At 73.8% G+C, this 22,776-nt stretch carries 18 protein-coding genes; 9 read left to right on the top strand and 9 right to left on the bottom strand.

Features of this window, described 5'->3' with window-relative positions; all coding sequences use genetic code 11:
* Positions 1–73: 73 nt before the first annotated feature.
* The gene (locus HPT28_RS07175; RefSeq protein WP_219090099.1) at positions 74–730 is read left to right on the top strand and encodes a hypothetical protein; all 657 of its coding nucleotides are present in this window, start codon (positions 74–76) and stop codon (positions 728–730) included.
* Positions 731–888: 158 nt separating this feature from the next.
* Here HPT28_RS07175 and HPT28_RS07170 read toward each other — a convergent pair whose 3' ends face one another.
* On the bottom strand, positions 889–2,085 hold the full coding sequence (locus HPT28_RS07170) for a cytochrome P450 (RefSeq protein ID WP_219090098.1): 1,197 nt from the start codon (positions 2,083–2,085) through the stop codon (positions 889–891).
* Positions 2,086–2,378: 293 nt separating this feature from the next.
* Here HPT28_RS07170 and HPT28_RS07165 point away from each other — a divergent pair, with 293 nt between their 5' ends.
* Positions 2,379–4,025: an alpha/beta hydrolase gene (locus HPT28_RS07165; protein WP_308119118.1), complete on the top strand. Its 1,647-nt coding sequence runs from the start codon at positions 2,379–2,381 to the stop codon at positions 4,023–4,025.
* Positions 4,026–4,183: 158 nt separating this feature from the next.
* Here HPT28_RS07165 and HPT28_RS07160 read toward each other — a convergent pair whose 3' ends face one another.
* Both HPT28_RS07160 and HPT28_RS07155 read right to left on the bottom strand, forming a co-directional pair.
* The gene (locus tag HPT28_RS07160; RefSeq protein WP_374226932.1) at positions 4,184–5,086 is read right to left on the bottom strand and encodes a DeoR/GlpR family DNA-binding transcription regulator; all 903 of its coding nucleotides are present in this window, start codon (positions 5,084–5,086) and stop codon (positions 4,184–4,186) included.
* A 204-nt stretch (positions 5,087–5,290) separates the two neighbouring features.
* Complete coding sequence (locus HPT28_RS07155; RefSeq protein WP_219090185.1) at positions 5,291–6,721, bottom strand: NAD(P)H-quinone dehydrogenase; 1,431 nt, start codon at positions 6,719–6,721, stop codon at positions 5,291–5,293.
* An 89-nt stretch (positions 6,722–6,810) separates the two neighbouring features.
* On the opposite strand from HPT28_RS07155, the gene HPT28_RS07150 reads away from it, so the two are divergent.
* On the top strand, positions 6,811–7,248 hold the full coding sequence (locus HPT28_RS07150; protein WP_219090096.1) for a gamma-glutamylcyclotransferase: 438 nt from the start codon (positions 6,811–6,813) through the stop codon (positions 7,246–7,248).
* A gap of 449 nt (positions 7,249–7,697) precedes the next feature.
* Positions 7,698–9,635, top strand: coding sequence for an AfsR/SARP family transcriptional regulator (locus tag HPT28_RS07145; protein ID WP_219090095.1), 1,938 nt, complete (start codon positions 7,698–7,700; stop codon positions 9,633–9,635).
* A 37-nt stretch (positions 9,636–9,672) separates the two neighbouring features.
* On the opposite strand, the gene HPT28_RS07140 is transcribed toward HPT28_RS07145, so the two are convergent.
* The 3 genes from HPT28_RS07140 to HPT28_RS07130 all read right to left on the bottom strand — a co-directional run bounded on the left by HPT28_RS07140 (position 9,673) and on the right by HPT28_RS07130 (position 12,959).
* Positions 9,673–10,233 carry a GNAT family N-acetyltransferase gene (locus tag HPT28_RS07140; RefSeq protein ID WP_219090184.1) on the bottom strand — a complete coding sequence of 187 codons (561 nt, stop codon included), beginning with the start codon at positions 10,231–10,233 and terminating at the stop codon, positions 9,673–9,675.
* Between the two features lie 171 nt (positions 10,234–10,404).
* A complete protein-coding gene (locus tag HPT28_RS07135) occupies positions 10,405–12,060 on the bottom strand; it encodes a phospho-sugar mutase (RefSeq protein ID WP_219090094.1) in 1,656 nt (551 codons plus the stop codon).
* Positions 12,061–12,146: 86 nt separating this feature from the next.
* Positions 12,147–12,959 carry a purine-nucleoside phosphorylase gene (locus tag HPT28_RS07130; RefSeq protein WP_219090093.1) on the bottom strand — a complete coding sequence of 271 codons (813 nt, stop codon included), beginning with the start codon at positions 12,957–12,959 and terminating at the stop codon, positions 12,147–12,149.
* 238 nt (positions 12,960–13,197) lie between these two features.
* Between HPT28_RS07130 and HPT28_RS07125 the strand changes: the two genes are divergently transcribed.
* Entirely contained in the window at positions 13,198–13,797 is a 600-nt protein-coding gene (locus tag HPT28_RS07125) for a dihydrofolate reductase family protein (protein ID WP_219090092.1), read from the top strand.
* Between the two features lie 45 nt (positions 13,798–13,842).
* Here the strand turns inward: HPT28_RS07125 and HPT28_RS07120 are convergent, their stop codons facing one another.
* On the bottom strand, positions 13,843–14,484 hold the full coding sequence (locus tag HPT28_RS07120) for a PH domain-containing protein (protein WP_219090091.1): 642 nt from the start codon (positions 14,482–14,484) through the stop codon (positions 13,843–13,845).
* A 327-nt stretch (positions 14,485–14,811) separates the two neighbouring features.
* Between HPT28_RS07120 and deoC the strand changes: the two genes are divergently transcribed.
* Genes deoC through HPT28_RS07105 form a run of 3 tightly spaced genes read left to right on the top strand, consistent with a single transcriptional unit; the run spans position 14,812 to position 18,084 of the window.
* Positions 14,812–15,765: a deoxyribose-phosphate aldolase gene (gene deoC / locus HPT28_RS07115; RefSeq protein WP_219090183.1), complete on the top strand. Its 954-nt coding sequence runs from the start codon at positions 14,812–14,814 to the stop codon at positions 15,763–15,765.
* Between the two features lie 2 nt (positions 15,766–15,767).
* Complete coding sequence (locus HPT28_RS07110; protein ID WP_374226930.1) at positions 15,768–17,198, top strand: aldehyde dehydrogenase family protein; 1,431 nt, start codon at positions 15,768–15,770, stop codon at positions 17,196–17,198.
* A complete protein-coding gene (locus HPT28_RS07105; RefSeq protein WP_219090090.1) occupies positions 17,191–18,084 on the top strand; it encodes an aldehyde dehydrogenase family protein in 894 nt (297 codons plus the stop codon). Before HPT28_RS07110 ends, HPT28_RS07105 begins: the two co-directional genes overlap by 8 nt.
* A 307-nt stretch (positions 18,085–18,391) precedes the next feature.
* On the opposite strand, the gene HPT28_RS07100 is transcribed toward HPT28_RS07105, so the two are convergent.
* Positions 18,392–18,928, bottom strand: a complete 537-nt coding sequence (locus HPT28_RS07100) for a hypothetical protein (RefSeq protein WP_219090089.1) — start codon at positions 18,926–18,928, stop codon at positions 18,392–18,394.
* Positions 18,929–19,129: 201 nt separating this feature from the next.
* Between HPT28_RS07100 and HPT28_RS07095 the strand changes: the two genes are divergently transcribed.
* A complete protein-coding gene (locus tag HPT28_RS07095) occupies positions 19,130–21,130 on the top strand; it encodes a PQQ-binding-like beta-propeller repeat protein (RefSeq protein ID WP_219090088.1) in 2,001 nt (666 codons plus the stop codon).
* 89 nt (positions 21,131–21,219) lie between these two features.
* On the opposite strand, the gene HPT28_RS07090 is transcribed toward HPT28_RS07095, so the two are convergent.
* The coding region (locus HPT28_RS07090; RefSeq protein WP_219090087.1) for a WD40 repeat domain-containing protein at positions 21,220–22,776 on the bottom strand (1,557 nt) is incomplete at its 5' end.

The raw sequence follows: 22,776 nt of genomic DNA, 5'->3' as shown, positions 1-22,776 counted from the left end.
TGTGCAACCCGGTGGGTGGGCTCGTGCGTAGAGGCCATGAATCACGAAGCGCATCTGAGCCATTGGGGGACCCATGAACACGTACATCGCACGCCGCCCGGCCGCCGCACGCTGCCTCGCCGCGCTCGCCATCGGCGCGCTGGCCCTGACCGGGTGCGCCGTGGAAGGCGAGGGCAAGGCGGCCGTCAAGCCGTCGGCCGTCGAGCCCTCGGCGTCGGCCGACACGACCGCCCCGCCCGCCGCGCAGGAGGAGGCGGCGGCGGCGGACGACGGGAAGGGGGCCGTCGAGCCGTCCACGGTGGCGCGCCCGGCGTCGGCCGACACGACCGCAGCCACCGCCGAGCAGGACGAGAACGACAGGGCCTCGGACGAGACCGCACGTTGGGCCGGAACCGAGCAGTTCGTCCAGATCGAGAGGGCCTGGACCAACGCCGACCGGCCCCAGCTGTCGGTCCGGCTCGCCCAGAAGGAGCCGCACCCCCGGTTCGAGTCGTGGGTGATCACCCCGGGCACGGGTCCCTTCACGACGGTGCCCCTGGCCATTGACGCGAACGTGCTGGCCTACGTGCCGATCGCCGACGAGCGCGGACCGGCCGAGGGGCTCTCCCCGACGGAGTTCGTCGGCCGGGTGATGGCTCTGTCGGCCGCAGAACGCGCCAGTGTCGGGTTCGACCTGACCTTCGACGGAACCGGGCAGGTCGTCCGGGTGGAGTCGCTCTACCGGCCCTGAGCGTGCCGCACGCCTGATCTGGCCGGGGTTCCCCGACCCCGGTCAAGGGTGCTGTGGACCCGGTGACCGCACCGTGCGGGCGCACAGCCCGGCGAAGCCGGGGGCGTACGGCCGGGCCTCGCCGTTCCGGACGCGGCGCTCGGACGCGTCGATCGCGGTCACCACGTCACCGGGAGGGTGAGGAGGCCGCGGGCGCGGAAGGTGGGGCGGTGACGCAGTGCGTGCCGGGGGACGGCGAGGCGCAGCCCGGGGAGGCGGTCGAGGAGGACGGAGAGGGCGACCCCGGTCTCCATGCGGGCCAGGGCGGCGCCGAGGCAGTAGTGGATGCCGTGGCCGAGGGCGAGGTGTCCGGCGCCGCCGGAGGCGGGTTGCAGGGTGTCGGGTTCGGGGAAGCGCTCGGGGTCGCGGTTGGCGGAGGCGAGGGAGAGCAGGACCGTCTCGCCGGCCGGGAGGGTGACGCCGCCGATGTCGAGGTCCTCGACGGGAAAGCGCCGGATGGCCAGCGGGGCGGGGCCGTCGAAGCGGGCCAGCTCGTCGACGGCGTCGGCCAGCTCGGTGGCGGGGCGGCCGCGCAGGGAGCGCATGACCTCGGGGTGGTCGAGGAGGGCGAGGACGGAGTTGCCGATGAGGTGGACGGTGTTCTCGTAGCCGGCGAAGAGGATGAGGAAGGCGAGGGAGGTCAGTTCGTCCTCGGTGAGCCGGTCGCCGTCGTCGTCGCGGACGGTGATCAGGTCGGACAGGAGGTCGTCGCCGGGGGTGTCGCGCTTGGCGGCGATGAGGCCGGTGTAGAAGCGGAGCATGGCGCCGACGGCCTGCCTGGCCGCCTCGGGGCGCTCCGGGTCGGGGGTGATGAGGGTGTCGGTCCAGGACCGGAAGTCGGGGCGGGACTCCTGGGGGACGCCGAGGAGGTCGCAGATGACGGTGATGGGCAGGGGCCCGGCGTAGGCGGCGATGAGCTCGGCGCGGCCGTCCGGCTCGACGGCGTCCAGGAGGGTGTGCGCGAGTTCGCGCACGGGTTCGCGGAGCTTCTCGACCCGGGCCGGGGTGAACGCCTTGGCCACGAGGCGCCGGACCCGCGTGTGGTCGGGCGGGTCCATGTTGAGGAGGTTGGCGTCGAGCGCGGGCGGGAGGTTGAAGCCGGCGTAGTTGCCGGGGAGGGCGTGGCGCCGGTCGAGGGCGAGCCGGGGGTCGGCCAGGGCGCGGCGCACGTCCTCGTACCGGGTGACGAGCCAGGCCGGTTTGCCGTCCGTCCCGGTGACGCGGTGTACGGGCCCGGCGGCGCGCAGTTCGGCGTAGGCGCGGTGGGGGTCGGCGGTCAGGGCCCGGGGGTCGGCGGAGAGCACGGTTCGCTGCATGTCCCAAGTGTCCCTTGTTCCACTGCGGTTGCCGGACATCCGGCCAGGCCCGTGGGGTGGGTGGTGGCCATGATGGGGGGCGGGGTGGCCGCGTGTGATCCCGCCGTTCGGCCGGACCTGGTGGCCGGTCGGCCGGGCGGGACACACGGGTGGCTGAAATTGGTCATGCACGGGTAAAGAAGCGCGCCGGGAGGTGTTGCGGCGGCTTCCCGGCGTTGAAGTATCCCCCTGACCACCTGTGCACGTCCGGCCGCGAAGCGCGGCCGGCCGAACGAACCCGGGGGATCACCAACGTGACCCAGCGCACCATCGCGCTCGCGACAGCGGGCGCCCTCGCCTCGTCCGCGTTGATCGCGGGCGTCATAGCCGTCCCGTCCGCCGTGGCCTCCCCCACGGCCACGGAGGACGGGACCTCGGCCACCGGCACGTCCACGGCCGCCGCCCAGCGCGACAACCGGCCTCACCGGGAGCGGGCGGAGGCACGTGGCGTGCGGATCGCCGCCGAGCGCGCCGCCGAACAGGGCGTCGACTGGAAGGACTGCCCCGGGGACTGGGGCCTGGCCAAGCCCGTGCAGTGCGGCTGGGTCACCGTGCCCATCGACTACGCGGCGCCGAACGGCAAGACGATCGAGCTCGCCGTCTCCCGCGCCACCGCGACGGGTGACGAGGAGGAGCACCAGGGCGCGCTGCTCTACAACCCCGGCGGGCCCGGCGGCTCCGGGCTGCGCTTTCCGCTGCGGCTGACCGGCGAGCGGCCGGTGTGGGCCGAGGTGGCGAAGGCGTACGACTTCGTGGGGTTCGACCCGCGCGGCGTCGGCCGCTCCGCGCCCGTCTCCTGCGTGGACCCGCAGGAGTTCGTCAAGGCTCCCAAGCCCGACCCGGTGCCGGACGACGAGGCCGACAAGCGCGCCCACCGCAAGCTCGCCCGGGAGTACGCAGAGAGCTGCGCGGAGAACGGCGGCGATCTCCTCCCCCACCTCACCACGCCCAACACCGCCCGCGATCTGGACGTCATCCGCGCCGCGCTGGGCGAGGAGAAGCTGAACTACTTCGGCATCTCCTACGGCACGTATCTCGGCGCCGTCTACGCCGAGCTGTTCCCGACGCACGTGCGGCGCATGGTGTTCGACAGCGTCGTCAACCCGTCCCGCAAGAAGATCTGGTACCGCGCCAACCTCGACCAGAACGTCGCGTTCGAGACGCGGTGGGACGACTGGAAGGCATGGGTGGCCGAGCACGACGCCACCTACGGCCTGGGCGCCACGCCCGGGCAGGTGCAGGCGCGTTGGGAGGAGCTGCGGGCGACCGCGAAGGCCGAGCCGCTGGGCGGTGTCGTCGGCCCGGCCGAGCTGCTGGACCACTTCATCGGCACGGCCTACGCCGACTTCCTGTGGGCCCCGGTGGCGAAGGCCTGGTCCGCCTACGAGAACGGCGACCCGCAGCCGCTGATCGACGCGGCGGCCCCGGACCCGTCCGATGTCGAGGGCAACCGGCGGGCGGAGAACGGCAACGCCGTGTACACCGCCGTCGAGTGCAACGACGCGCGCTGGCCGCGCAGCTGGAAGCGCTGGGACCGGGACCACACCCGGCTCAACGTGGACCACCCGTTCCTCACCTGGTCCAACGCCTGGATGAACCTGCCCTGTGCGACCTGGCCGCTGGAGCAGCGCCGTCCGGTCGACGTCCGGCCGGGCAGGCAGCTGCCGCCGACGCTGATCGTCCAGGCCGAGCGCGACGCCGCCACGCCGTACGCCGGCGCGCTGGAGCTCCACAAGCGGCTGAAGGGCTCGCGGCTCATCACCGAGCGGGACGCGGGCTCCCACGGTGTTGTCGACCTGACGAACCCGTGCGTCAACGACCGGGTGGACGCCTACCTCCTCACGGGTGAGGTCGGCTCGCGGGACGTGACCTGCGCCCCGCACGCCACCCCGAAGCCGTAACGAAGGCCCCACCGGGCGCCGAACACCGGGAGGCGATACCCCCGAGCGCATCCCGGACGGCCCACGGGACCCCGCACCGCAGCGCGCAGGCCGGTGCGGGGTCTCGCACGCCGGGCGGCGGCACGGCCCCGACGACGGAAAGCCGACGACGGGGGAGGCTAGCCGCGGCGGCGGGGGGCGAGGTCGGCGACGGGGCCGGGGCCGGGGCCCGGGGCGGGCCGCAGCGCGGGGGCCGTCGGGTGGTTGCGCCGCTGACCGGGTAGCGGGACGTCGTGCCGCGCGGGCTTCGGCGCTTCCGGCTGTTCCGCCACCGGGCCGGGCCGGGCGACCGCGATCTGCACGCCCTGGTCGGCCAGGGCCTGCAACTCGCCCGCGGCCCGCTCCTCGGTGGGCGGGGGCTCGTCCGTCACGAGGTGGGTGATGAGGTCCGTCGGCACCGTCTGGAACATGGTGTCCGTGCCGAGCTTGGTGTGGTCGGCGACGACGACGACCTCGGCGGCGGCCTGCACCAGCGCCTGGTCGATGCTGGAGGACAGCATGTTGGACGTGGACAGGCCGCGCTCGGCCGTCAGGCCGCTCCCGGAGAGGAAGGCACGGGAGACCCGCAGGCCCTGGAGCGACTGCTCGGCCCCGCTGCCCACGAGCGCGTAGTTGGAGCCGCGCAGTGTGCCGCCCGTCATCACCACCTCGACGCGGTTGGCGTGCGCCAACGCCTGGGCGACCAGCAGGGAGTTGGTGACGACGGTCAGCCCCGGCACCCGGGCGAGCCGGCGGGCCAGCTCCTGGGTCGTGGTGCCGGCGCCGACGACGATGGCCTCGCCCTCCTGCACGAGGGAGGCGGCGACGTCGGCGATGGCCGTCTTCTCCGCCGTCGCCAGATGGGACTTGTGCGGGAACCCGGACTCCCGGGTGTACCCGCCGGGCAGCACCGCGCCGCCGTGGCGGCGGTCCAGCAGCCCCTCGGACTCCAGGGCACGCACGTCGCGCCGCACGGTGACTTCGGAGGTCTGGACGACGCGGGCCAACTCTCGCAGCGATACCGCTCCGTTGGCTCGTACCATTTCGAGGATCAGTTGTCGACGTTCTGCAGCGAACACGGAACTGACAGTAACGTGAACGACCGCCAACTTTCAGCTATATGCCGCAATCAACCGAAGTTGGTCATGTCGCACGCCCCGTTCTGGTATAGACGCGCCCCGGGCGTGCGCCCCGCACGCGGTGCGCGCCCCGCACGCGGTGCGCGCCCCGGCAGGAGGCGTACGACGTCAGTCCTGGGAGGCCTTGCGCGTGTGCAGCTGGCGCGCGACCTCGGCGATCGAGCCCGACAGGGACGGGTACACGGTGAAGGTGTTCGCGATCTGCTCCACGGTCAGGTTGTTGTCCACCGCCAGCGAGATCGGGTGGATCAGCTCGCTCGCCCGCGGCGACACGACGACGCCGCCGACGACGATCCCGGTACCCGGACGGCAGAACAGCTTCACGAAACCGTCCCGCACGCCCTGCATCTTCGCGCGCGGGTTGCGCAGCAGCGGCAGCTTGACCGCCCAGGCGTCGATCCGGCCCTCGTCGATGTCGGCCTGCGAGTAGCCGACGGTGGCGATCTCCGGGTCGGTGAAGATGTTGGCCGAGACCGTCTTGAGGTCCAGCGGCGTCACCGTCTCGCCCAGGAAGTGGTACATCGCGATCCGGCCCTGCATCGCCGCGACGGAGGCCAGGGCGAACACGCCCGTGCAGTCGCCGGCCGCGTAGACACCGGGAGCCGACGTCCGCGAGACCTTGTCCGTCCAGATGTGACCGGAGTCCTTCAGCCGCACCCCGGCCTCCTCCAGACCGATGCCGGAGGTGTTGGGGATGGCGCCGACGGCCATGAGGCAGTGCGTGCCGGAGATCACCCGTCCGTCGGACAGCGTCACCTCCACCCGGTCACCCACCCGCTTGGCGGAGGCCGCGCGCGAGCGGCTCATCACGTTCATGCCGCGGCGCCGGAACACGTCCTCCAGGACGGCCGCCGCGTCCGGGTCCTCGCCCGGCAGCACCCGGTCCCGGGAGGAGACGAGGGTGACCCGCGAGCCCAGCGCCTGGTAGGCGCCGGCGAACTCGGCGCCCGTGACGCCGGAGCCGACCACGATCAGCTCCTCCGGCAGCTCCTCGAGGTCGTAGACCTGGGTCCAGTTCAGGATGCGCTCGCCGTCCGGCTGCGCGTCGGGGATCTCCCGGGGGTGACCGCCGGTGGAGATCAGCACGGCGTCCGCCGTCAGCGTCTCCTCGCTGCCGTCCGCCGCCTGGACGACGACCTGCCGGGACCCGTCGGGCGCCTGGTGGGGCTCCAGCCGTCCGCGCCCGCGCATGACCCGCGCGCCCGCTCGGGTGACCGAGGCGGTGATGTCGTGCGACTGGGCCAGCGCGAGCCGCTTCACCCTGCGGTTGACCTTGCCCAGGTCCACGCCGATGCCGTTCTCCGCCGCGTGCCCGCCGAGCGTGATGCCCAGCTCCTGGTAGGAGGCGTCGAAATTGGTCTTGACCTCCGCGGTGGCGATCAGCGTCTTGGACGGGACGCAGTCGGTCAGCACCGACGCCCCGCCCAGGCCGTCGCAGTCGACGACGGTCACCTCCGCTCCGAACTGCGCGGCCACCAGCCCCGCCTCGTATCCGCCGGGTCCGCCACCGATAATCACGATCCGAGTCACGTGCTCCAGTGTCTCGCACCGGGCCCGCGCACACCGCCCGGCCCCCTCGCCCACGCGACACCCGATCCGCCGGACGCCGCTCCCGTACCCTCGTACCCATGTCGCTCTACGCCGCGTACGCCGGAAACCTCGACGCCCGGCTGATGTCCCGCCGCGCGCCGCACTCACCGCTGCGCGGCACCGGCTGGATCACGGGCTGGCGGCTGACCTTCGGCGGCGAGCACATGGGCTGGGAGGGGGCCCTGGCCACGCTGGTGGAGGCGCCCCGCTCGGAGGTCTTCGTCGCGCTGTACGACATCGCTCCGATGGACGAGGACGCGATGGACCGCTGGGAGGGCGTCGGCCTCGACATCTACCGGCGCATGCGGGTGCGGGTGCACACGCTGGACGGCGACGAGGCGGCGTGGACGTACGTGCTCAACGGCTTCGAGGGCGGCCTGCCCTCGCCGCGCTACCTCGGCGAGATCGCCGACGCCGCCGAGTCCGCCGGGGCTCCGCACGACTACGTGACGGCCCTGCGCAAGCGCCCCTGCTGAGACGTTCCCGCGCCGGGGACGGCGGACCGCCCTCCACACCGGGGACGCCACACCGGGGACGCCACGCCGGGGACGCCACGCCGCGTCACGGCGAGGAGCCCCGCGTAGCCGAACCGCGCCCGGGCACGGACTTCCGGCGAACCGGGCGGCACCCCCGAAGGGGCACCGCCCGGCAGTCGCGGTCGCCGACCTCCCCGCCGGCGACCCGCGGGGCCGCGCCCTGCCCGATGAACCGGGCGCGTGCCGTGCGGGGGCCTGCGGAGTGGCGTCGCGACCTCGGCGGCTCCCCCGACGCCGCCGCCCCCGACGCGAACGCCTCTCCCCCGCAGGGCCGCTCGCGGTTCCATAGTGGCAGGGCGGGTGCATACGCAGCGCACTCGCGCCCGTACAGAGGTGGCATACGGCTGATATGCTGCCCGGCACGCCATGGAGGGGAGGGGCTCGAGGCGGTGGACATCCGGTTCCGGCTCCTGGGTCCCGTGCAGGTCCGCATCGACGGACGGGGCATACCGCTCGGCGGCCCCCGCCAGCGCACCGTCCTCGCCGCTCTGCTGCTCAACGCCGGTCAGGCGGTTCCCGTGGCCCGGCTGCTGGAGCTCTGCTGGAGCGATCCGCCCAAGTCGGCCCAGGCCAATCTGCGCACCTACCTCGCCCGGCTGCGTCAGATCCTCCAGGTTCCCGGCGAGGCCGAACCCCGACTGCTGACGACCGAACACGGTTACGCGCTGCGGGTCGGGCCGGGCGAGCTGGACCTCGCCGACTTCGTGGAGCAGCTCACCCAGGGTTCGGCCGCCACCGACCCGGCGACGGCCTGCGGGCACCTGAGCACCGCGCTGCGCCTGTGGCGGGGTGACCCGCTGGACGGCGTCGCCCCGACCGTCGCGCTGGAGGCCGAGATCGCCCAGCTGGTCGAGCAGCGGGACCGGGCGCACCAGCGCTGGCTGCGCTGCCGCCTGGAGCAGGGGCGGCATGCCGAGGTCCTCCCGGAGCTGCGGGCGCTGGCCCTGGAGCATCCGCTGCGCGAGGACGTGGTGGTACTGCTGATGCGCGCGCTCTACCGGTGTGGACGGCGCAGCGACGCCCTGGAGGTGTTCCGGGCCACCCGGCGGCGGCTCGTCGACGAGCTCGGGGTGGAGCCCGACGCCGAACTCCAGAGGCTGTACCGCGAGGTGCTGGCCGCGACGGCCGAGCCCCAGGCCCCGGCGGCCCCGGTCGCGGTGGCACCGTCCGTCTCGACCGCCACCGCCACCGCCACCGCCGCCGAGGTCCCCTCCGTCCCCGGGCCGGCGGCCTTCGCCGCGGACCAGGTCGCCTCCCGTGCCGCGGGGGCGCCCGCCGGGGCGGGGTCGTCCACCTATGCCATCGGACGGCCCGAGGACCCCGAGCCCGTCGGCGCCCGCCGTCAACTGCCGCCGGACATCTACGACTTCACCGGGCGCCAGGACGAACTGGAGCGGCTTCACCAGATCCTGAAGCAGCCCTCGGAGCACGCGCCCGTGGTGTGCGTGCTGCACGGCATGGGCGGCGTCGGCAAGACGCGGCTGGCCATCCACGCCGCACACCGCCGCGTGCGCTGCGGGCACTACGCCGACGGCCAGCTCTACGCCGATCTGCGGGGCGTGAACGCGCATCAGCCCCCCGCCACGCCGGCCGAGGTGCTGGAGTGGTTCCTGCACCAGATGGGCATTCCCGAGGAGCGGATTCCCCTCTCCCTGCCGGCTCGTTCCGCGCTGTTCCGCGACCGGCTCGCGGGGCAGCGGGCGCTGCTCGTCCTGGACAACGCGGCGAGCGAGGACCAGCTGCTGCCGCTGCTGCCGTCCGGGCCCGGCTGCACGGTGCTGGTCACCAGCCGCCGCAACCTCTCCCTGGAGGGCGCCGTCTCGCTGCCGGTCGACGTGTTCACCGAGGCGGACGCGCTGGAGTTCCTCGCCGCGAACATCGGGCGGGAGCGGGCGGCGGCCGAACCGGAGGGCGCCCGGGAGCTGCTGCGGATCTGCGGCGGGCTGCCGATCGCCGTCGCGCTGGCCGCACACCGCATCCGTGCCCGTCCCGCCTGGCGGATCACGGATCTGCTGCACCGGCTGCGGCACCCGTCCCGGACGCTGGACGAGCTGGCCGCCGGCACGCGCTCCGTGCGCGCCGTCATCCGGCTGTCCTACCAGGCGCTCAGCGTCGAGCAGCAGCGGATGTTCCAGGTGTTGGGCACCCAGTCCGGCGCCGACGCGACGGCCGCCGCTGCCGCCGCGGCGTCCGGGCTGCCCACGGAGACGGCCGAGGAACTGCTGGAGTCACTGCTCGACGAGCACGTGCTGTTCCAGACCACGCCCGGCCGGTACCGGATGCACCCGCTGATCCACGCCTACGCCCGGCGACTGGCCGACGCGTGACCGCTCGGCACCCCGGCGGGGTGCCCGCCGGGGTCCGTCAGCGCCGCTCGCGGGCGGCACGCCACTCGTCGGCGAGCACCGACCACACCTCCATGTCGTGCCGCCTGCCCCGGTAGAGGTAGCTCTCCCGCAGGACGCCGTCCCGCGTCATGCCGAGCCGCCGGGCCACCGCGATGCTGGGCGCGTTGGCGGTCGAGGCATGCCATTCCACGCGGTGCAGCCCGCGCCGCTCGAAGCCCCAGTCGAAGAGCACCCGGCAGGCCCGGGTCACCAGGCCCCGCCCCGCGACGGACGGCTCCAGCCAGCAGCCGGCCTCCGCGACCCCCTGCTTGTGGTCCATCGACAGGAACATGACGCCGCCGACGAGTTGGCCGTCCACGTGGATGCCGCAGATGCGCGCGGTGTCGGCGGCCACCCGCTCGGCGTACCTCTGGAGGAACGCGCGGGTCTTCTCCAGGTCGGAGACGACGTCCGCCATGCCGACGTACTGCCCGATGAACTCGCGGCCCCGTTCGATGTGGGCGAAGAACTCCTCCGCCTGCCACGGCTCGATCGGGCGGAGCTCCGCTCCGTCGTCCCCCAGGGAAGTCGCGTACATGGCCCCCTCCAGCGTCATGGCCGGGCTGCTGCGTTGCGAAGTGATCATCTCACGAGTCACAGGCGTGGGGGCAGGCCGATTCCCGCCCGGGCCGCCGGGAGTCCGGGACTCCCGGCGCGGACGGGACTCCCGGCGCGGACGGGGATCCCGGCGCGGACGTACGGGCGGCGGTCAGAGACCGGCGGCGCGGGCGACGTCCGTGCGCAGGGCGCCGAGCAGGGCGTCGGCCTCGGCACGGGCGGCCGGGAGCGCCGCCGCGTCCGCGACCGGCACGATGACCTCCAGGTAGCACTTGATCTTCGGCTCGGTGCCGCTGGGACGCACGATGACGCGGGCCCGCGCGGCGCCCGACAGGTGGTAACGCAGGCCGTCCGTGGGCGGCAGCCCGGCAGCCCCGGCGGACAGGTCCTCCGCGCTCGTCACCGTCATCCCGGCCAGCTCCGTCGGGGGCTCGGCGCGCAGCCGGGCCATGGCGTCGGCGATGAGGGACACGTCCTTGACCCGCACCGAGAGCTGCCCGGTGGCGTGCAGCCCGTGGGTGACGGCCAGTTCGTCCAGGAGGTCCGACAGCGTGCGGCCCTCGGCGCGCAGCCCGGCGGCCAGTTCGGCGACGGCGAGGGCGGCCGTGACGCCGTCCTTGTCCCGCACCCCGGCCGGGTCCACGCAGTAACCGAGGGCCTCCTCGTACCCGTAGGCGAGATCGGGCACGCGGGCGATCCACTTGAAGCCGGTGAGCGTCTCGGCGTGCGGCAGGCCGGCCGCCTCCGCGATCCGCCCCAGCAGGGTGGAGGAGACGATCGACTCCGCCAGCGTCCCGGTGACGCCCCTGCGGACCAGGTGGACGGCGAGCAGCGCCCCGACCTCGTCGCCGTGCAGCATGCGCCAGCCCGCCTCAACCGAGGCGTCGGGCACGGCGACGGCACACCGGTCGGCGTCCGGGTCGTTGGCGACGACCAGGTCGGGCGCGGCGCGGCGGGCCGTGGCGAAGGCCAGGTCCATCGCGCCGGGTTCCTCCGGGTTGGGGAAGGCGACGGTGGGGAACTCGGGGTCCGGGTCGGCCTGTTCCACGACGGGCACGAGGGCCGGGAACCCGGCGCGCTCGAACGCGGCGGCCACCGTCTCGCCGCCGACGCCGTGCAGGGCCGTGTGCACGATCCGCACGTCCCGGGCGCCGTGCGGGTCCAGGACGGTCAGCGCCCGGTCCAGGTAGGCGTCGACGATCTCCTCGCCCAGTACCTCCCAGCCGCTCTCGGCGCGCGGGACGTCGGCGAGAGCGCCGACGGCCGCGATCTCCGCCGCGATCCCGCTGTCGGCCGGCGGCACGATCTGGGAGCCGTCGCCGAGGTAGACCTTGTAGCCGTTGTCCTGCGGCGGGTTGTGGCTCGCCGTCACCGTGACCCCGGCGACGGCGCCGAGGTGGCGGATGGCGAAGGCCAGGACGGGGGTGGGCAGCGGCCGGGGCAGCAGCGCGGCCCGCAGCCCGGCACCGACCATGACGGCGGCGGTGTCGCGGGCGAACGCCTCGCTCTTGTGCCGGGCGTCGTACCCGACGACGACGAGCCCCTCGCCCTGGCCCTGCTTCTTGAGGTAGGCGGCCAGCCCGGCCGCGGCCCGGATCACCACGGCCCGGTTCATCCGCGTCGGGCCCGCGCCCAGCGGACCCCGCAGGCCGGCCGTGCCGAACTGCAGGGTGCCGGCGAACCGCGCGGCCAGCTCGGCCTCGTCACCGGTCTCCAGGAGGGCGGCCAGCTCGGCGCGGGTGTCCGGGTCCGGGTCCTCGGCCAGCCAGGTGCGGGCCTCTGCGATCAGCTCGTGCGATGCGGTCACGGGGTCCTCTACGTCTCGGGTCGGGGCCGGGTCCGCTGCGCCGCGGCCTCGGGCTGCGAACTCGGGCTGCTGCCTCGGATCCTGCCTCAGATGCGGCCGAGCACCTGGGCCAGGAGGGCGCCCATCCGGGTGGCCGAGTCGCGGCCCGCCTGGAGGACCTCCTCGTGGTTGAGGGGCTCGCCCGTCATCCCGGCGGCGAGGTTGGTCACCAGCGAGATGCCGAGGACCTCCGCGCCGGCCTCCCGGGCGGCGATGGCCTCCAGCGTGGTGGACATGCCCACAAGGTCCCCGCCGATCGTGCGGACCATGCCGATCTCGGCCGGCGTCTCGTAGTGCGGGCCGGGGAGCTGCACGTAGACACCCTCCTCCAGCGACGGGTCCACCTCCTTGCACAGCGCCCGCAGCCGCGGGGAGTACAGATCGGTGAGGTCGACGAAGTTGGCGCCGACGATGGGCGAGGCGGCCGTCATGTTGATGTGGTCGCTGATCAGGACGGGCTGGCCGGGACGCATGCCGGGACGCAGACCGCCGCAGCCGTTGGTGAGGACGACGGTCTTGCAGCCGGCGGCCACGGCCGTGCGCACACCGTGTGCGACGGCGGCCACACCCTTGCCCTCGTAGTAGTGCGTACGCCCGAGGAAGACGAGGGCGCGCTTGTCGCCCAGGGCGTACGAGCGGACCGTGCCCGCGTGCCCCTCGACGGCGGGAGGCGGGAATCCGGGCAGGTCGGTGACGGGGAACTCGGACTGCGGCGTGCCCAGCGCTTCGGCGGCCGGGACCCAGCCGGAGCCCATGACCAGGGCGACGTCGTGGCTCTCGGCGCCGGTCAGTTCCCGCAGCCGGGCCGCGGCGGCACCGGCGGCGAGGTGGGGGTCGGCGGGGGTCTCAGAAACGTTCACGCGACGAGGGTAGCCGGTTTCCGGCTACGCGCGTAGACGCCCCAGTCGAGTCCGGGTGATCCCACAATCCGTCCGGGCCGCCGTTCGTCGCATCCGTGGCCGGGGTAGAGGGGCGGGGGAACAGGCGACGCCCGGGTGACGTGAAACACGTCCGGGTGACGCGATGACTTCCCGACCGCCCGGGCGTCAGTACCGGCGAGAACCCGAAACGGCCGGGGAAACGAACAGAGGAGCGACCGTGCGCATCGTGATCGTGGAGTTCATCAGCCTGGACGGCGTCGTGCAGGCGCCCGGCGGCCCGGAGGAGGACACGGACGGCGGTTTCGCCCACGGCGGGTGGACCGGAGCCTACTTCGACCCGGAGGTCGTGGGCGGCACCTTCGACGAGGCGCTGAGCAAGGCCGACGCGCTGCTGTTCGGGCGCCGCACCTGGCAGACGATGGCCGCCGCCTGGCCCGGCCGGGCCGGGGACCCCTTCGCCGACCGGATGAACTCCATCACCAAGTACGTCGTGTCGCGGACCCTGGGCGAGTCGGACCTGGCCTGGGAGAACACCACACTCCTGCCGGGCGACGAGGCCCTGGAGCGCGTGCGGGCGCTGCGCGAGAAGGAGGACGGCGACCTCGTGGTGATGGGGAGCTCCGCGCTCGCCCGCACCCTGCTGAGCGAGGGCCTGGCCGACGAGCTGCGGCTCATGATCATGCCGGTACTCCTCGGCGGTGGGAAGTCGGTCTTCCCGGAGGACGGCGGGAAGCGCCCCCTGAAGCTGGTGTCCCAGGCCGTCAGCCCCAACGGCGTACAGGTCTGCACGTTCCAGCCGGCCGCGCCGACCGCGTGAGCCCCGGCCCGGCCGGGGCTCGTCCGCAGCGGCCGGGGGCCGCCGTCAGCCGGTGACGACGAGGACGGCCGCGGCGAGCGCACCCACCACCGCGGGGACGAGGATCTCGTAGGCCCAGCGGACGGTCGGCTCGCCCTTCTTGCCCTCGTTGAGCTCGGCCAGCTCCCGGAGCGTGGCCACCGCCTCGTCGCCGGTGGCCTTGCTGGGGCTGCTGTCGTCGTCGCTCACGGTGCCGCCGCCCAGGCCGAACAGGCCACCGGCGACGTAGCCGCGCCCGGACTTCCCCGCCGCCCGGCGCTCGTTGCGGCGCTGGGCGACGCGGCGGGCGCGCAGCGAGACGGGGATCGCCCAGAGCTGGAACTTGCGGCTGTCCTCGACCACGAGCTCGTTGGAGAACACGGAGCGGATCGAGACGACGGCACCCCAGGGCACGGTGATCGTGCGGAACGGGTTGCGGATGCGTACCGCGTCCGCCCCGGCGAAGACCGCCGGGCGCAGGGTGAACGCGACGACGAGCGGGACCAGGAAGAGCAGGAAGGCCGCGGCGGTGAGCGGCGCGCGGCCCTCACCGCGCAGCATCGCGTCGCCACCGACCCACAGGACGACGCCGAGGAGCAGCGTCCCGCCCACGAGTGCGGCGGGCGATCGGTAGCTGCGGTCGGCATAGGGCTGCTGCTCGCTGGTCATGGGACCGATTGTGCCCGACTGTCCGCATGGCGGACGTCTCGGTCCGGCATCTTTCCGCGCTTCCGTCTCCTCCGCCACGCCCGCCCCACCGGCACCGACCGGAGGCCCGGGGCCGGTGAGCCGGACCGACCCCGCGCCGCGCCTGCTCGGACGCCCGGCCGAGAGCCTGACCGAGAGCCCGGCGGAGACCCCGGCGAGGCGCCGCGCGGGCTCGGCGTCGCCCGGGAAACCGGGCCTTCGCGGCATCGGCGGGAAGGACTGGGGGCCTCCCGATCCGACCGGGCACTGGAAGGACGCAACGCGCGTAGATATGCTGCTCTGGTGACCATGCCGCTGAGCCCACCCCAGAACGCACTGGCCGATGTCACCGCGTCCGACGCCGCGCTGCGCCGCTTCCTGCACGGCCTGCCCGGCGTGGACGGAGTCGGCCTGGAAGCCCGTGCCGCCGCCCTCGGCACCCGTTCCATCAAGACGACGGCCAAGGCGTACGCGATCGACCTGGCCATCTCGATGATCGACCTCACGACGCTGGAGGGCGCCGACACTCCGGGCAAGGTCCGGTCGCTGTCGGCGAAGGGCAGAGCGCCCGACCCGACGGACCGTGAGACCCCGCGGGTCGCCGCGATCTGCGTCTATCCCGACATGGCGGGCGTCGCCAAGGCGGCCCTGGAGGGTTCGGGCGTCAAGGTGGCGTCCGTCGCCACCGCCTTCCCGGCCGGGCGGGCCGCCCTGCCGGTGAAGCTCGCCGACACCCGGGACGCCGTCGCCGCCGGGGCCGACGAGATCGACATGGTGATCGACCGCGGCGCCTTCCTCTCCGGCCGGTACCTTCAGGTCCTCGAGGAGATCCGGGCGGTGAAGGAGGCCTGCGGCGCGGCACGGCTGAAGGTCATCTTCGAGACCGGTGAGCTGTCCACGTACGACAACATCCGGCGGGTGTCCTGGCTGGCGATGCTGGCGGGCGCGGACTTCGTCAAGACGTCGACGGGCAAGGTGGCCGTGAACGCCACCCCGGCGAACACGCTGCTGCTCATGGAGGCCGTGCGCGACTTCCGCGCGACGACGGGCGTGCAGGTCGGCGTCAAGCCCGCCGGCGGCATCCGCACGACCAAGGACGCCATCAAGTACCTGGTCATGGTCAACGAGACGCTCGGCGACGACTGGCTGTCGAACCACTGGTTCCGTTTCGGCGCCTCCAGCCTCCTCAACGACCTGCTGATGCAGCGGCAGAAGCTGCGCACCGGGCGTTACTCCGGCCCCGACTACGTAACGGTGGACTGATCATGGGTTTTGACTACGCACCCGCGCCGGAGTCGCGGGCGATCGTCGACATCGCCCCGTCCTACGGCCTGTTCGTCGACGGCGAGTTCCGCGAGGCCGCGGGCGGGAAGGTCTTCAAGACGATCTCGCCGTCGAGCGAGGAAGTGCTCTCGGAGGTCGCGCAGGCCGAGGAGGAGGACGTGGACGCGGCGGTGGCCGCGGCCCGCCGGGCCTTCGCCTCCTGGTCCGCCCTGCCGGGCGCCGAGCGCGGCAAGTACCTGTTCCGCATCGCGCGCATCCTCCAGGAGCGCTCCCGCGAACTGGCCGTGCTGGAGACGCTGGACAACGGCAAGCCGATCCGGGAGACCCGCGACGCCGACCTCCCGCTGGTGGCCGCCCACTTCTTCTACTACGCGGGCTGGGCGGACAAGCTCGCCCACGCCGGGTTCGGGCCCGACCCGAAGCCGCTGGGCGTGGCCGGGCAGGTCATCCCGTGGAACTTCCCGCTGCTCATGCTGGCCTGGAAGATCGCCCCGGCGCTGGCCACCGGCAACACCGTGGTGCTGAAGCCCGCGGAGACGACGCCGCTGTCGGCCCTGTTCTTCGCCGACGTCTGCCGCCAGGCCGGGCTGCCCAAGGGCGTCGTCAACATCGTGACGGGTGACGGCCGCACCGGCGCCGCGCTCGTCGCCCACCCCGACGTGAACAAGGTCGCCTTCACCGGTTCCACGGCCGTGGGCAAGGAGATCGCCCGCACGGTGGCGGGGACGAGGAAGAAACTGACCCTGGAGCTGGGCGGCAAGGGCGCCAACATCGTCTTCGACGACGCCCCGATCGACCAGGCCGTCGAGGGCATCGTGAACGGCATCTTCTTCAACCAGGGCCAGGTGTGCTGCGCGGGCTCCCGCCTGCTGGTGCAGGAGTCGGTGCAGGAGGAACTGCTCGCGTCGCTGAAGCGGCGCCTGAGCACACTCCGCCTCGGCGACCCGCTGGACAAGAACACCGACATCGGCGCGATCAACTCGGCCGAGCAGCTCGCCCGGATCACGGCGCTCGCCGAGACGGGTGAGGCCGAGGGTGCCGAGCGCTGGTCCCCCGCCTGCGAGCTGCCCTCGTCCGGATACTGGTTCGCGCCGACCCTGTTCACCGGCGTATCCCAGGCGCACACCGTCGCCCGGGACGAGATCTTCGGCCCGGTGCTGTCCGTCCTCACCTTCCGGACGCCGGACGAGGCCGTCGCGAAGGCCAACAACACGCCGTACGGACTGTCCGCCGGCGTGTGGACGGAGAAGGGGTCGCGCATCCTCGCCATGACCGCGAAGCTGCGGGCCGGTGTGGTGTGGGCCAACACGTTCAACAAGTTCGATCCGACCTCTCCGTTCGGCGGATACCAGGAGTCGGGCTTCGGTCGCGAGGGCGGCCGTCACGGTCTGGAGGCGTACCTCGATGTCTGAGCGACCTGAGCGGCTCACTGTCCTCAAGACGTACAAGCTCTTCGTCGGGGGCAAGTTCCCCCGCTCCGAGAGCGGACGGGTGTACGAGGTGACCGACTCCAAGGACCGCTGGCTGGCCAACGCCCCCCTGGCCTCCCGCAAGGACGCCCGGGACGCGGTCGTCGCCGCCCGCAAGGCGTTCGGCGGCTGGTCCGGCGCCACGGCCTACAACCGCGGCCAGGTGCTGTACCGGGTGGCCGAGATGCTGGAGGGCCGCCGCGAGCAGTTCACCGCCGAGGTGGCCGCGGGCTCCGGCCAGTCCAGGGCGAAGGCCGCGGCCGAGGTGGACGCGGCCATCGACCGCTGGGTCTGGTACGCGGGCTGGTCCGACAAGATCGCCCAGGTGGCGGGCGGAGCGAACCCGGTGGCGGGTCCGTTCTTCAACCTCTCCACCCCGGAGCCGACCGGCGTGGTGGCCGTCCTGGCCCCGCAGGACAGCACCTTCCTCGGCCTGGTGTCGGTGGTCGCCCCGGCGATCGTCACCGGTAACGCGGTGGTCGTCGTCGCGGCCGAGCGGGCGCCGCTGCCCGCCCTGTCCCTCGCCGAGGTGCTGGCCACCTCCGACGTGCCCGGCGGCGTCGTCAACGTCCTGTCCGGCCGCACCGCCGAGCTGGGCGCCCCGCTGGCGGCCCACCAGGACGTCAACGCGATCGACCTGGCCGGGGCCGACGAGGTGCTGGCCAAGGAGCTGGAGATCGCGGCGGCCGACAACCTCAAGCGCGTCCTGCGCCCGCGCGCCGAGCGCTGGTCCGCCGACCCCGGCACCGAGCGGCTGCTGGCCTTCCTGGAGACCAAGACCGTCTGGCACCCCACCGGCTCCCTCGGCGCCTCCGGCTCCTCCTACTGACCCGGCCCGCCGGGGGCGGGGAGACCACCGCACCCGGCCCGGGGAGCGAGCCCTGCGAGGTTCCGGGTGGCGTCCGGTCCTTGTGCCGTCCGCGCGGACCGACAGGACGGCGGGCCAGGCGGCCGGGAGGGGCGGCGAGCGGCGGACGACGCTTCCGCTCCTCCCGGCGTCGGCCCCGGAAGGTGTGACGCGCGGCGTGGACGTGGGCCTGGGATGTCCGCGTCCAGGCCGGTCCGTTTACGCGTCCCGGCCCGGCGGACCGCGCACCCGTCCGGGTGCCGGGCACGCGGACGGGCAGGGCCGTGGGCTACGAGAACCGCTCGAACGCGACGTCAAAGGGCAGGTAGCTCTGCTCCCCGAGTTCCTCCCAGTAGACGAGCAGCGTGGACCCCACCAGGCGGTAGGTGAGAGTGAGAGGCTCACTCTCACCGCTGCCGTCGTGGGCGGTACAGGTCAGTTCGAGGGTGCCGGGGCTGAAATCGGCCGCGGTATCGCCTTCGAAGGTTCCCTCACACGTGCGGTCCAGGTGCTTGGAGGTCAACTCGGCGGCCCCGGACTCACTCAACTCCAGGGCGCTGTCGTCCGGGGAGAAGATGTCCGAGATGACCCAGTAGCCGACGAGGTCGTCGCGCGTGACGACCACGGGCTCGGGCGTCTCCTCCTCCGGGCCGCCGTAGCCGCCGGTGACGGCCTGCTGGCTCTCCTTCCCGGTCGGTGCGGATGCCTCCGGCGAGGCAGCTGCCTTCCCGCCAGGTTCCCCTGCGGCGTCCGAGCAGGCCGCGGAGCCGGACAGGATCAGAGCGGCCATGACGGCCAGCGAGACCTCGCGCCGTCGACTCTTCATCAACACCCCTCATCCGAACCGTCGTTGGGCTGGCAGGGCAGCTGCCATGCTATCGAAGCCCGGGGTGCCCGCGCAGCCGTCCGGCGTTTTCTCGCGGTCCTGCCGGAGCGGTCCCGGCTCGGTTACAGTGCCGTGAGAGAGCGGGGGTACCGCTGCACACGGTGGACGTCCGCCGGCCATGCGCGGGAGGCGGTGGGCGAGGTGACACCACGGCAGTTCGGCCCCTACCGTGTCCTCGAGCCGCTGCCCGACGCCGCTACGGAGCACGCCTGGCGCGCCGTGGCCGCAGACGGCGCCTCCGTGGTGGTGTGGGAGACGGCGGCGTCACCTGACGCGTCGTCGGTCACCGGCCCGTTCGTCGATGTCGTCGTCAACTCCTCCGCCCCCGGTGAGTCACCCGGCTGGGTGGCGACCGCCGACGTTCCCGCCCTGTCGCTCGGAACGGTGGTGAAGCGCTACGGGCCCCTGCCCTCGCTCTCCGTCCTCGCGCTGGGATACGCGCTCGCCCGGGCGCTGTCCGCCGTCCACGCAGCGGGGCTGCTCCTCGGCGCATTGACGCCCGCCGACGTGGTGCTCACCCGTGACGGGCCACTGCTGCGCGGCTACTGGTCCGGCCCCCGGCGGCGGCCTGAGCGGGCGTGGCCCGGTTTCTCGGCTCCCGAGCGGCTCCGGGCACCCGACGCCCGCGACCCGAAGGCCGACGTCTTCTCCCTCGGGGCGGTGCTGCGGTACGCGGCGACCGGCGAGGGGCCGTTCGGCTCGGGACCGGCCCAGGCGGTGGAGTATCGCGCCCGGCTGCTCCCACCGGATACCGTCCGGCTGCCCGCGCAGCTCCATCCGCTGAGGGCGATGCTCTCGGCCGAGCCCGGTCACCGGCCCGGAATCGCCCCGCTGACCGACGCCCTCGCCGCCTCGCCCCTCGCCGCTGAGGTCGCGGGCACCGGCTGGCTCCCGGGTCCGATCGCCCGCGCCGTTCAGGCCGGGGGCCGCCCCGCCGAGCCAGAACCGGAGCCGCAGCCCGGACCGGACCTCGAACCGGGACCCGAACCGGAGCCGCAACCCGAACCGCAACCCGAAACGGAGCCCGAAACGGAGCCGGAGCGGAGGCGGACGGCCGGGCCTGCCGGGACGGGGCGGCCGAGCCGTCGCCTTTTGCTGGGCGGAGCGGTCGCCACCGGGACGCTGGCGGCCGGGTGGGCCGTCTTCAGGGCGGTGGGGGGCCCGCGGGGCGCATCGGGGGACGTCCGTTGGCGGGCGCGCCCCGGGCACGCGCTGTCCACCCGCCCGGCATCGGGCGGCGGCCTGGTCGTCTCGGCCTGCCAGGACGGGCACCTGCATGCTCACGCCGCCGGGAACGGGGCCGAACAGTGGGCCTCGAAGGCCATTTCCGGCCCGAGTGCCCCGGCCCTGGCCGCGAAGCGGTGGGTGGTCACCACCAGCCAGGGCCAGCTCCACATCCTGGACGGCAGGGACGGGAGTCGCACGCGGTCGCGCGAGCTGGATCTGCACGACATCTCGCCGGCCGCCGCCGGACGCGAGCTCGCCTTCGCGCACAGCGAGGACGGTGCACTGCACGCGGTGGAACTCGCCACAGGGCACACCCGTTGGACAGCCCCGGGCCGGATGCCCCTGATCAGCGGGATTCCGCCGGTCGAGCCGGTCGTGGCCGGGGGCTCGGTGTACTCCGTGGCGGCCGACGGCGTCGTGCTGGCGCTGGACTCGGACACCGGAGCGGAGCTGTGGCGGTTCACGGCACACACCGCAGCGGCCTCTCCTCCGACGCTCACCGACCACGCGGTGTACGTCACCGTGGACGACGGGACGCTGTACGCCCTGGACCGGGAGACGGGAAGCACGCGCTGGTCCGTGCCCACGACGCGGGGGGCGGGCAGCGCCCCGGCCGCGACCGAGGAGAGCGTGTTCGCCGGTGGCGCCGGGGGGACCCTGCACGCGCTGCGGGCCGCGGACGGTTCCGAACTGTGGTCCGCGTCCGTCAACGCGGCAGAGGGCGTCGCTCCACTGGTCCTCGGCGACACCCTGTACGCCGGCGACTGGCACGGCGGTATCCGGGCCCTGGACACCGGCTCGGGGCAGGAGCGCTGGGCGTTCCGGCCCGACGACTGGCTGACGGCGCCGAGCACCGACGGGCGGACCCTCTACGCGGGCGGACGATCGGGGACGTTGTACGCGCTGTGGGCGTGAGCGTCCGCCACGCGGCTGGCGCGGCCCGGCGCCGTACTCCTCCCGGGTTTCCCGTGCCTCGCGCTTGCCCGCCGGTCCCCACGGCCGCTCTACGACGCCGTGCACACAGGGCGGTACTCCACATCCTCACCGACCGGCGTCTCGTCCCACTCGACACGTGACAGCGGCCGGCCGGCGCGCTCGCACAGGCGCTTCACGGGCTGGTCCGACGGCAGGACGTCCCAGCGCAGGGGCGGTAGCTCGCCCTCGACGACGGCGTGGAGTGCGCCGCCCCCCGGAGAGAACTCCACGGTTCGGACGCCGTCCCCCCAGGCGTGGAGTTCGGTGATCTTGGAACCCGTCGTCGCCCGGTGGAGCGTGACCGCGTTCCTCGACGCGACCGCCAGCGTGTCGCCCGAGTGGTTGAAGCGCAGGGCGGCGACGTCCTGTCCGGCGGCACCCCGCAGGGTGACGGACGGCCGCGGCTCCTCGCCCAGGGACCACAGCACCGTCCGGCCCGAGGAGGCGACCGCCAGCACGTCCTGCTCGGGATGGAAGGCCAGCGCCTCGATCGAGCCGCCGCTGGTCAGCCGAAGCGGGGTGCGCGCGGCCCCGGTGGCACGATCGAACCGCAGCACCATCCCCTCCCGCGTCCCCAGCGCGAGCGTGGCGCCGTCCGGACCGACCGCGACCGACTCGACGGACTCGAGGGACTCGACGGAGGAGGCCGCCTCCAGCGACAACGTTTCGGCCCGGCCGGTGGCCAGGTCGACGAACACGGTGACCGGACCGTAGGCCACGGCGTACCGGCCCCGAGGGTCGGCGGCCAGCGTGAAAGCCGGGGCGGACTCGTCGGAACCGGGCGTGTACAACGTCACGGCGCGACCGACGGGCGCCCCGGTGACGGTGTCGTAGGTGAACACGCGGCCCCCCGAGGTGACGATCCGTACCCGGTTCCCGTCGGGGGTGAAGCGCACCAGGAACCGGGTCGCGGACGGCTTCTCGACATCGAGCACCACGGTGTGCCGCACACGGCCGTCCGACAGTCCCGCGAGTTGGAGTACCGCGCGGGAGAACTCCCCGTCCGGCGGCGGGTCCTCGGACTCGTCGTCCTGCGGCGGCTTCGGGGCCGGGGCATCGGGCTCGGTCACGATCTCCTCCGTGCCGATCACCGCTGTCGTGCCGCCGTCGGGCGAGATCGCCTGCGCGGTGGCCGACGTCTCCCCGCGCACGACCACGGTGGCGGCGGGCGCCCCGTCCCGTTGTGCGAACGCCACCACCTGACGGTGCGGGCCGGTGGTCACGGCGGCCCGCTCGTCGGGGGCGAAGGCGATGCCGCTGACCGGGCCGGTGTAGTCGACGGAGAGCAGGCGCCCCGTCGCCGTGGCCCACACCCGGACGCCGACGGGGTCGCCGGCCGTCAGCCAGACCCCGTCATCGCTGAAGGCGACGGCATGGGCCGCGGGACCGGCCGTGACGAAACGTCTTACCGGAGTGGCGTCATCGTCGCGCCCGGCGCGCCAGAGTCGCACCTCCGCGTCGGCGCCCGCCGTGGCCAGGCCGGAGCCGTCAGGGGCGAAGGCCACCGCGTGCACGCCGCCCTCGTGTGCCTTCCAGGACCGCACCTCAGCACCCGAACCGGCATCCCACAACCGCACCCGGCCATC

The organism is Streptomyces sp. JJ38 (assembly GCF_019303475.1).
In the GTDB taxonomy this organism is placed as follows: Bacteria; Actinomycetota; Actinomycetes; order Streptomycetales; family Streptomycetaceae; genus Streptomyces.
The sequence above is the reverse complement of the archived record's forward strand: the minus strand, read 5'-3'. Positions and strand labels throughout refer to the sequence as shown.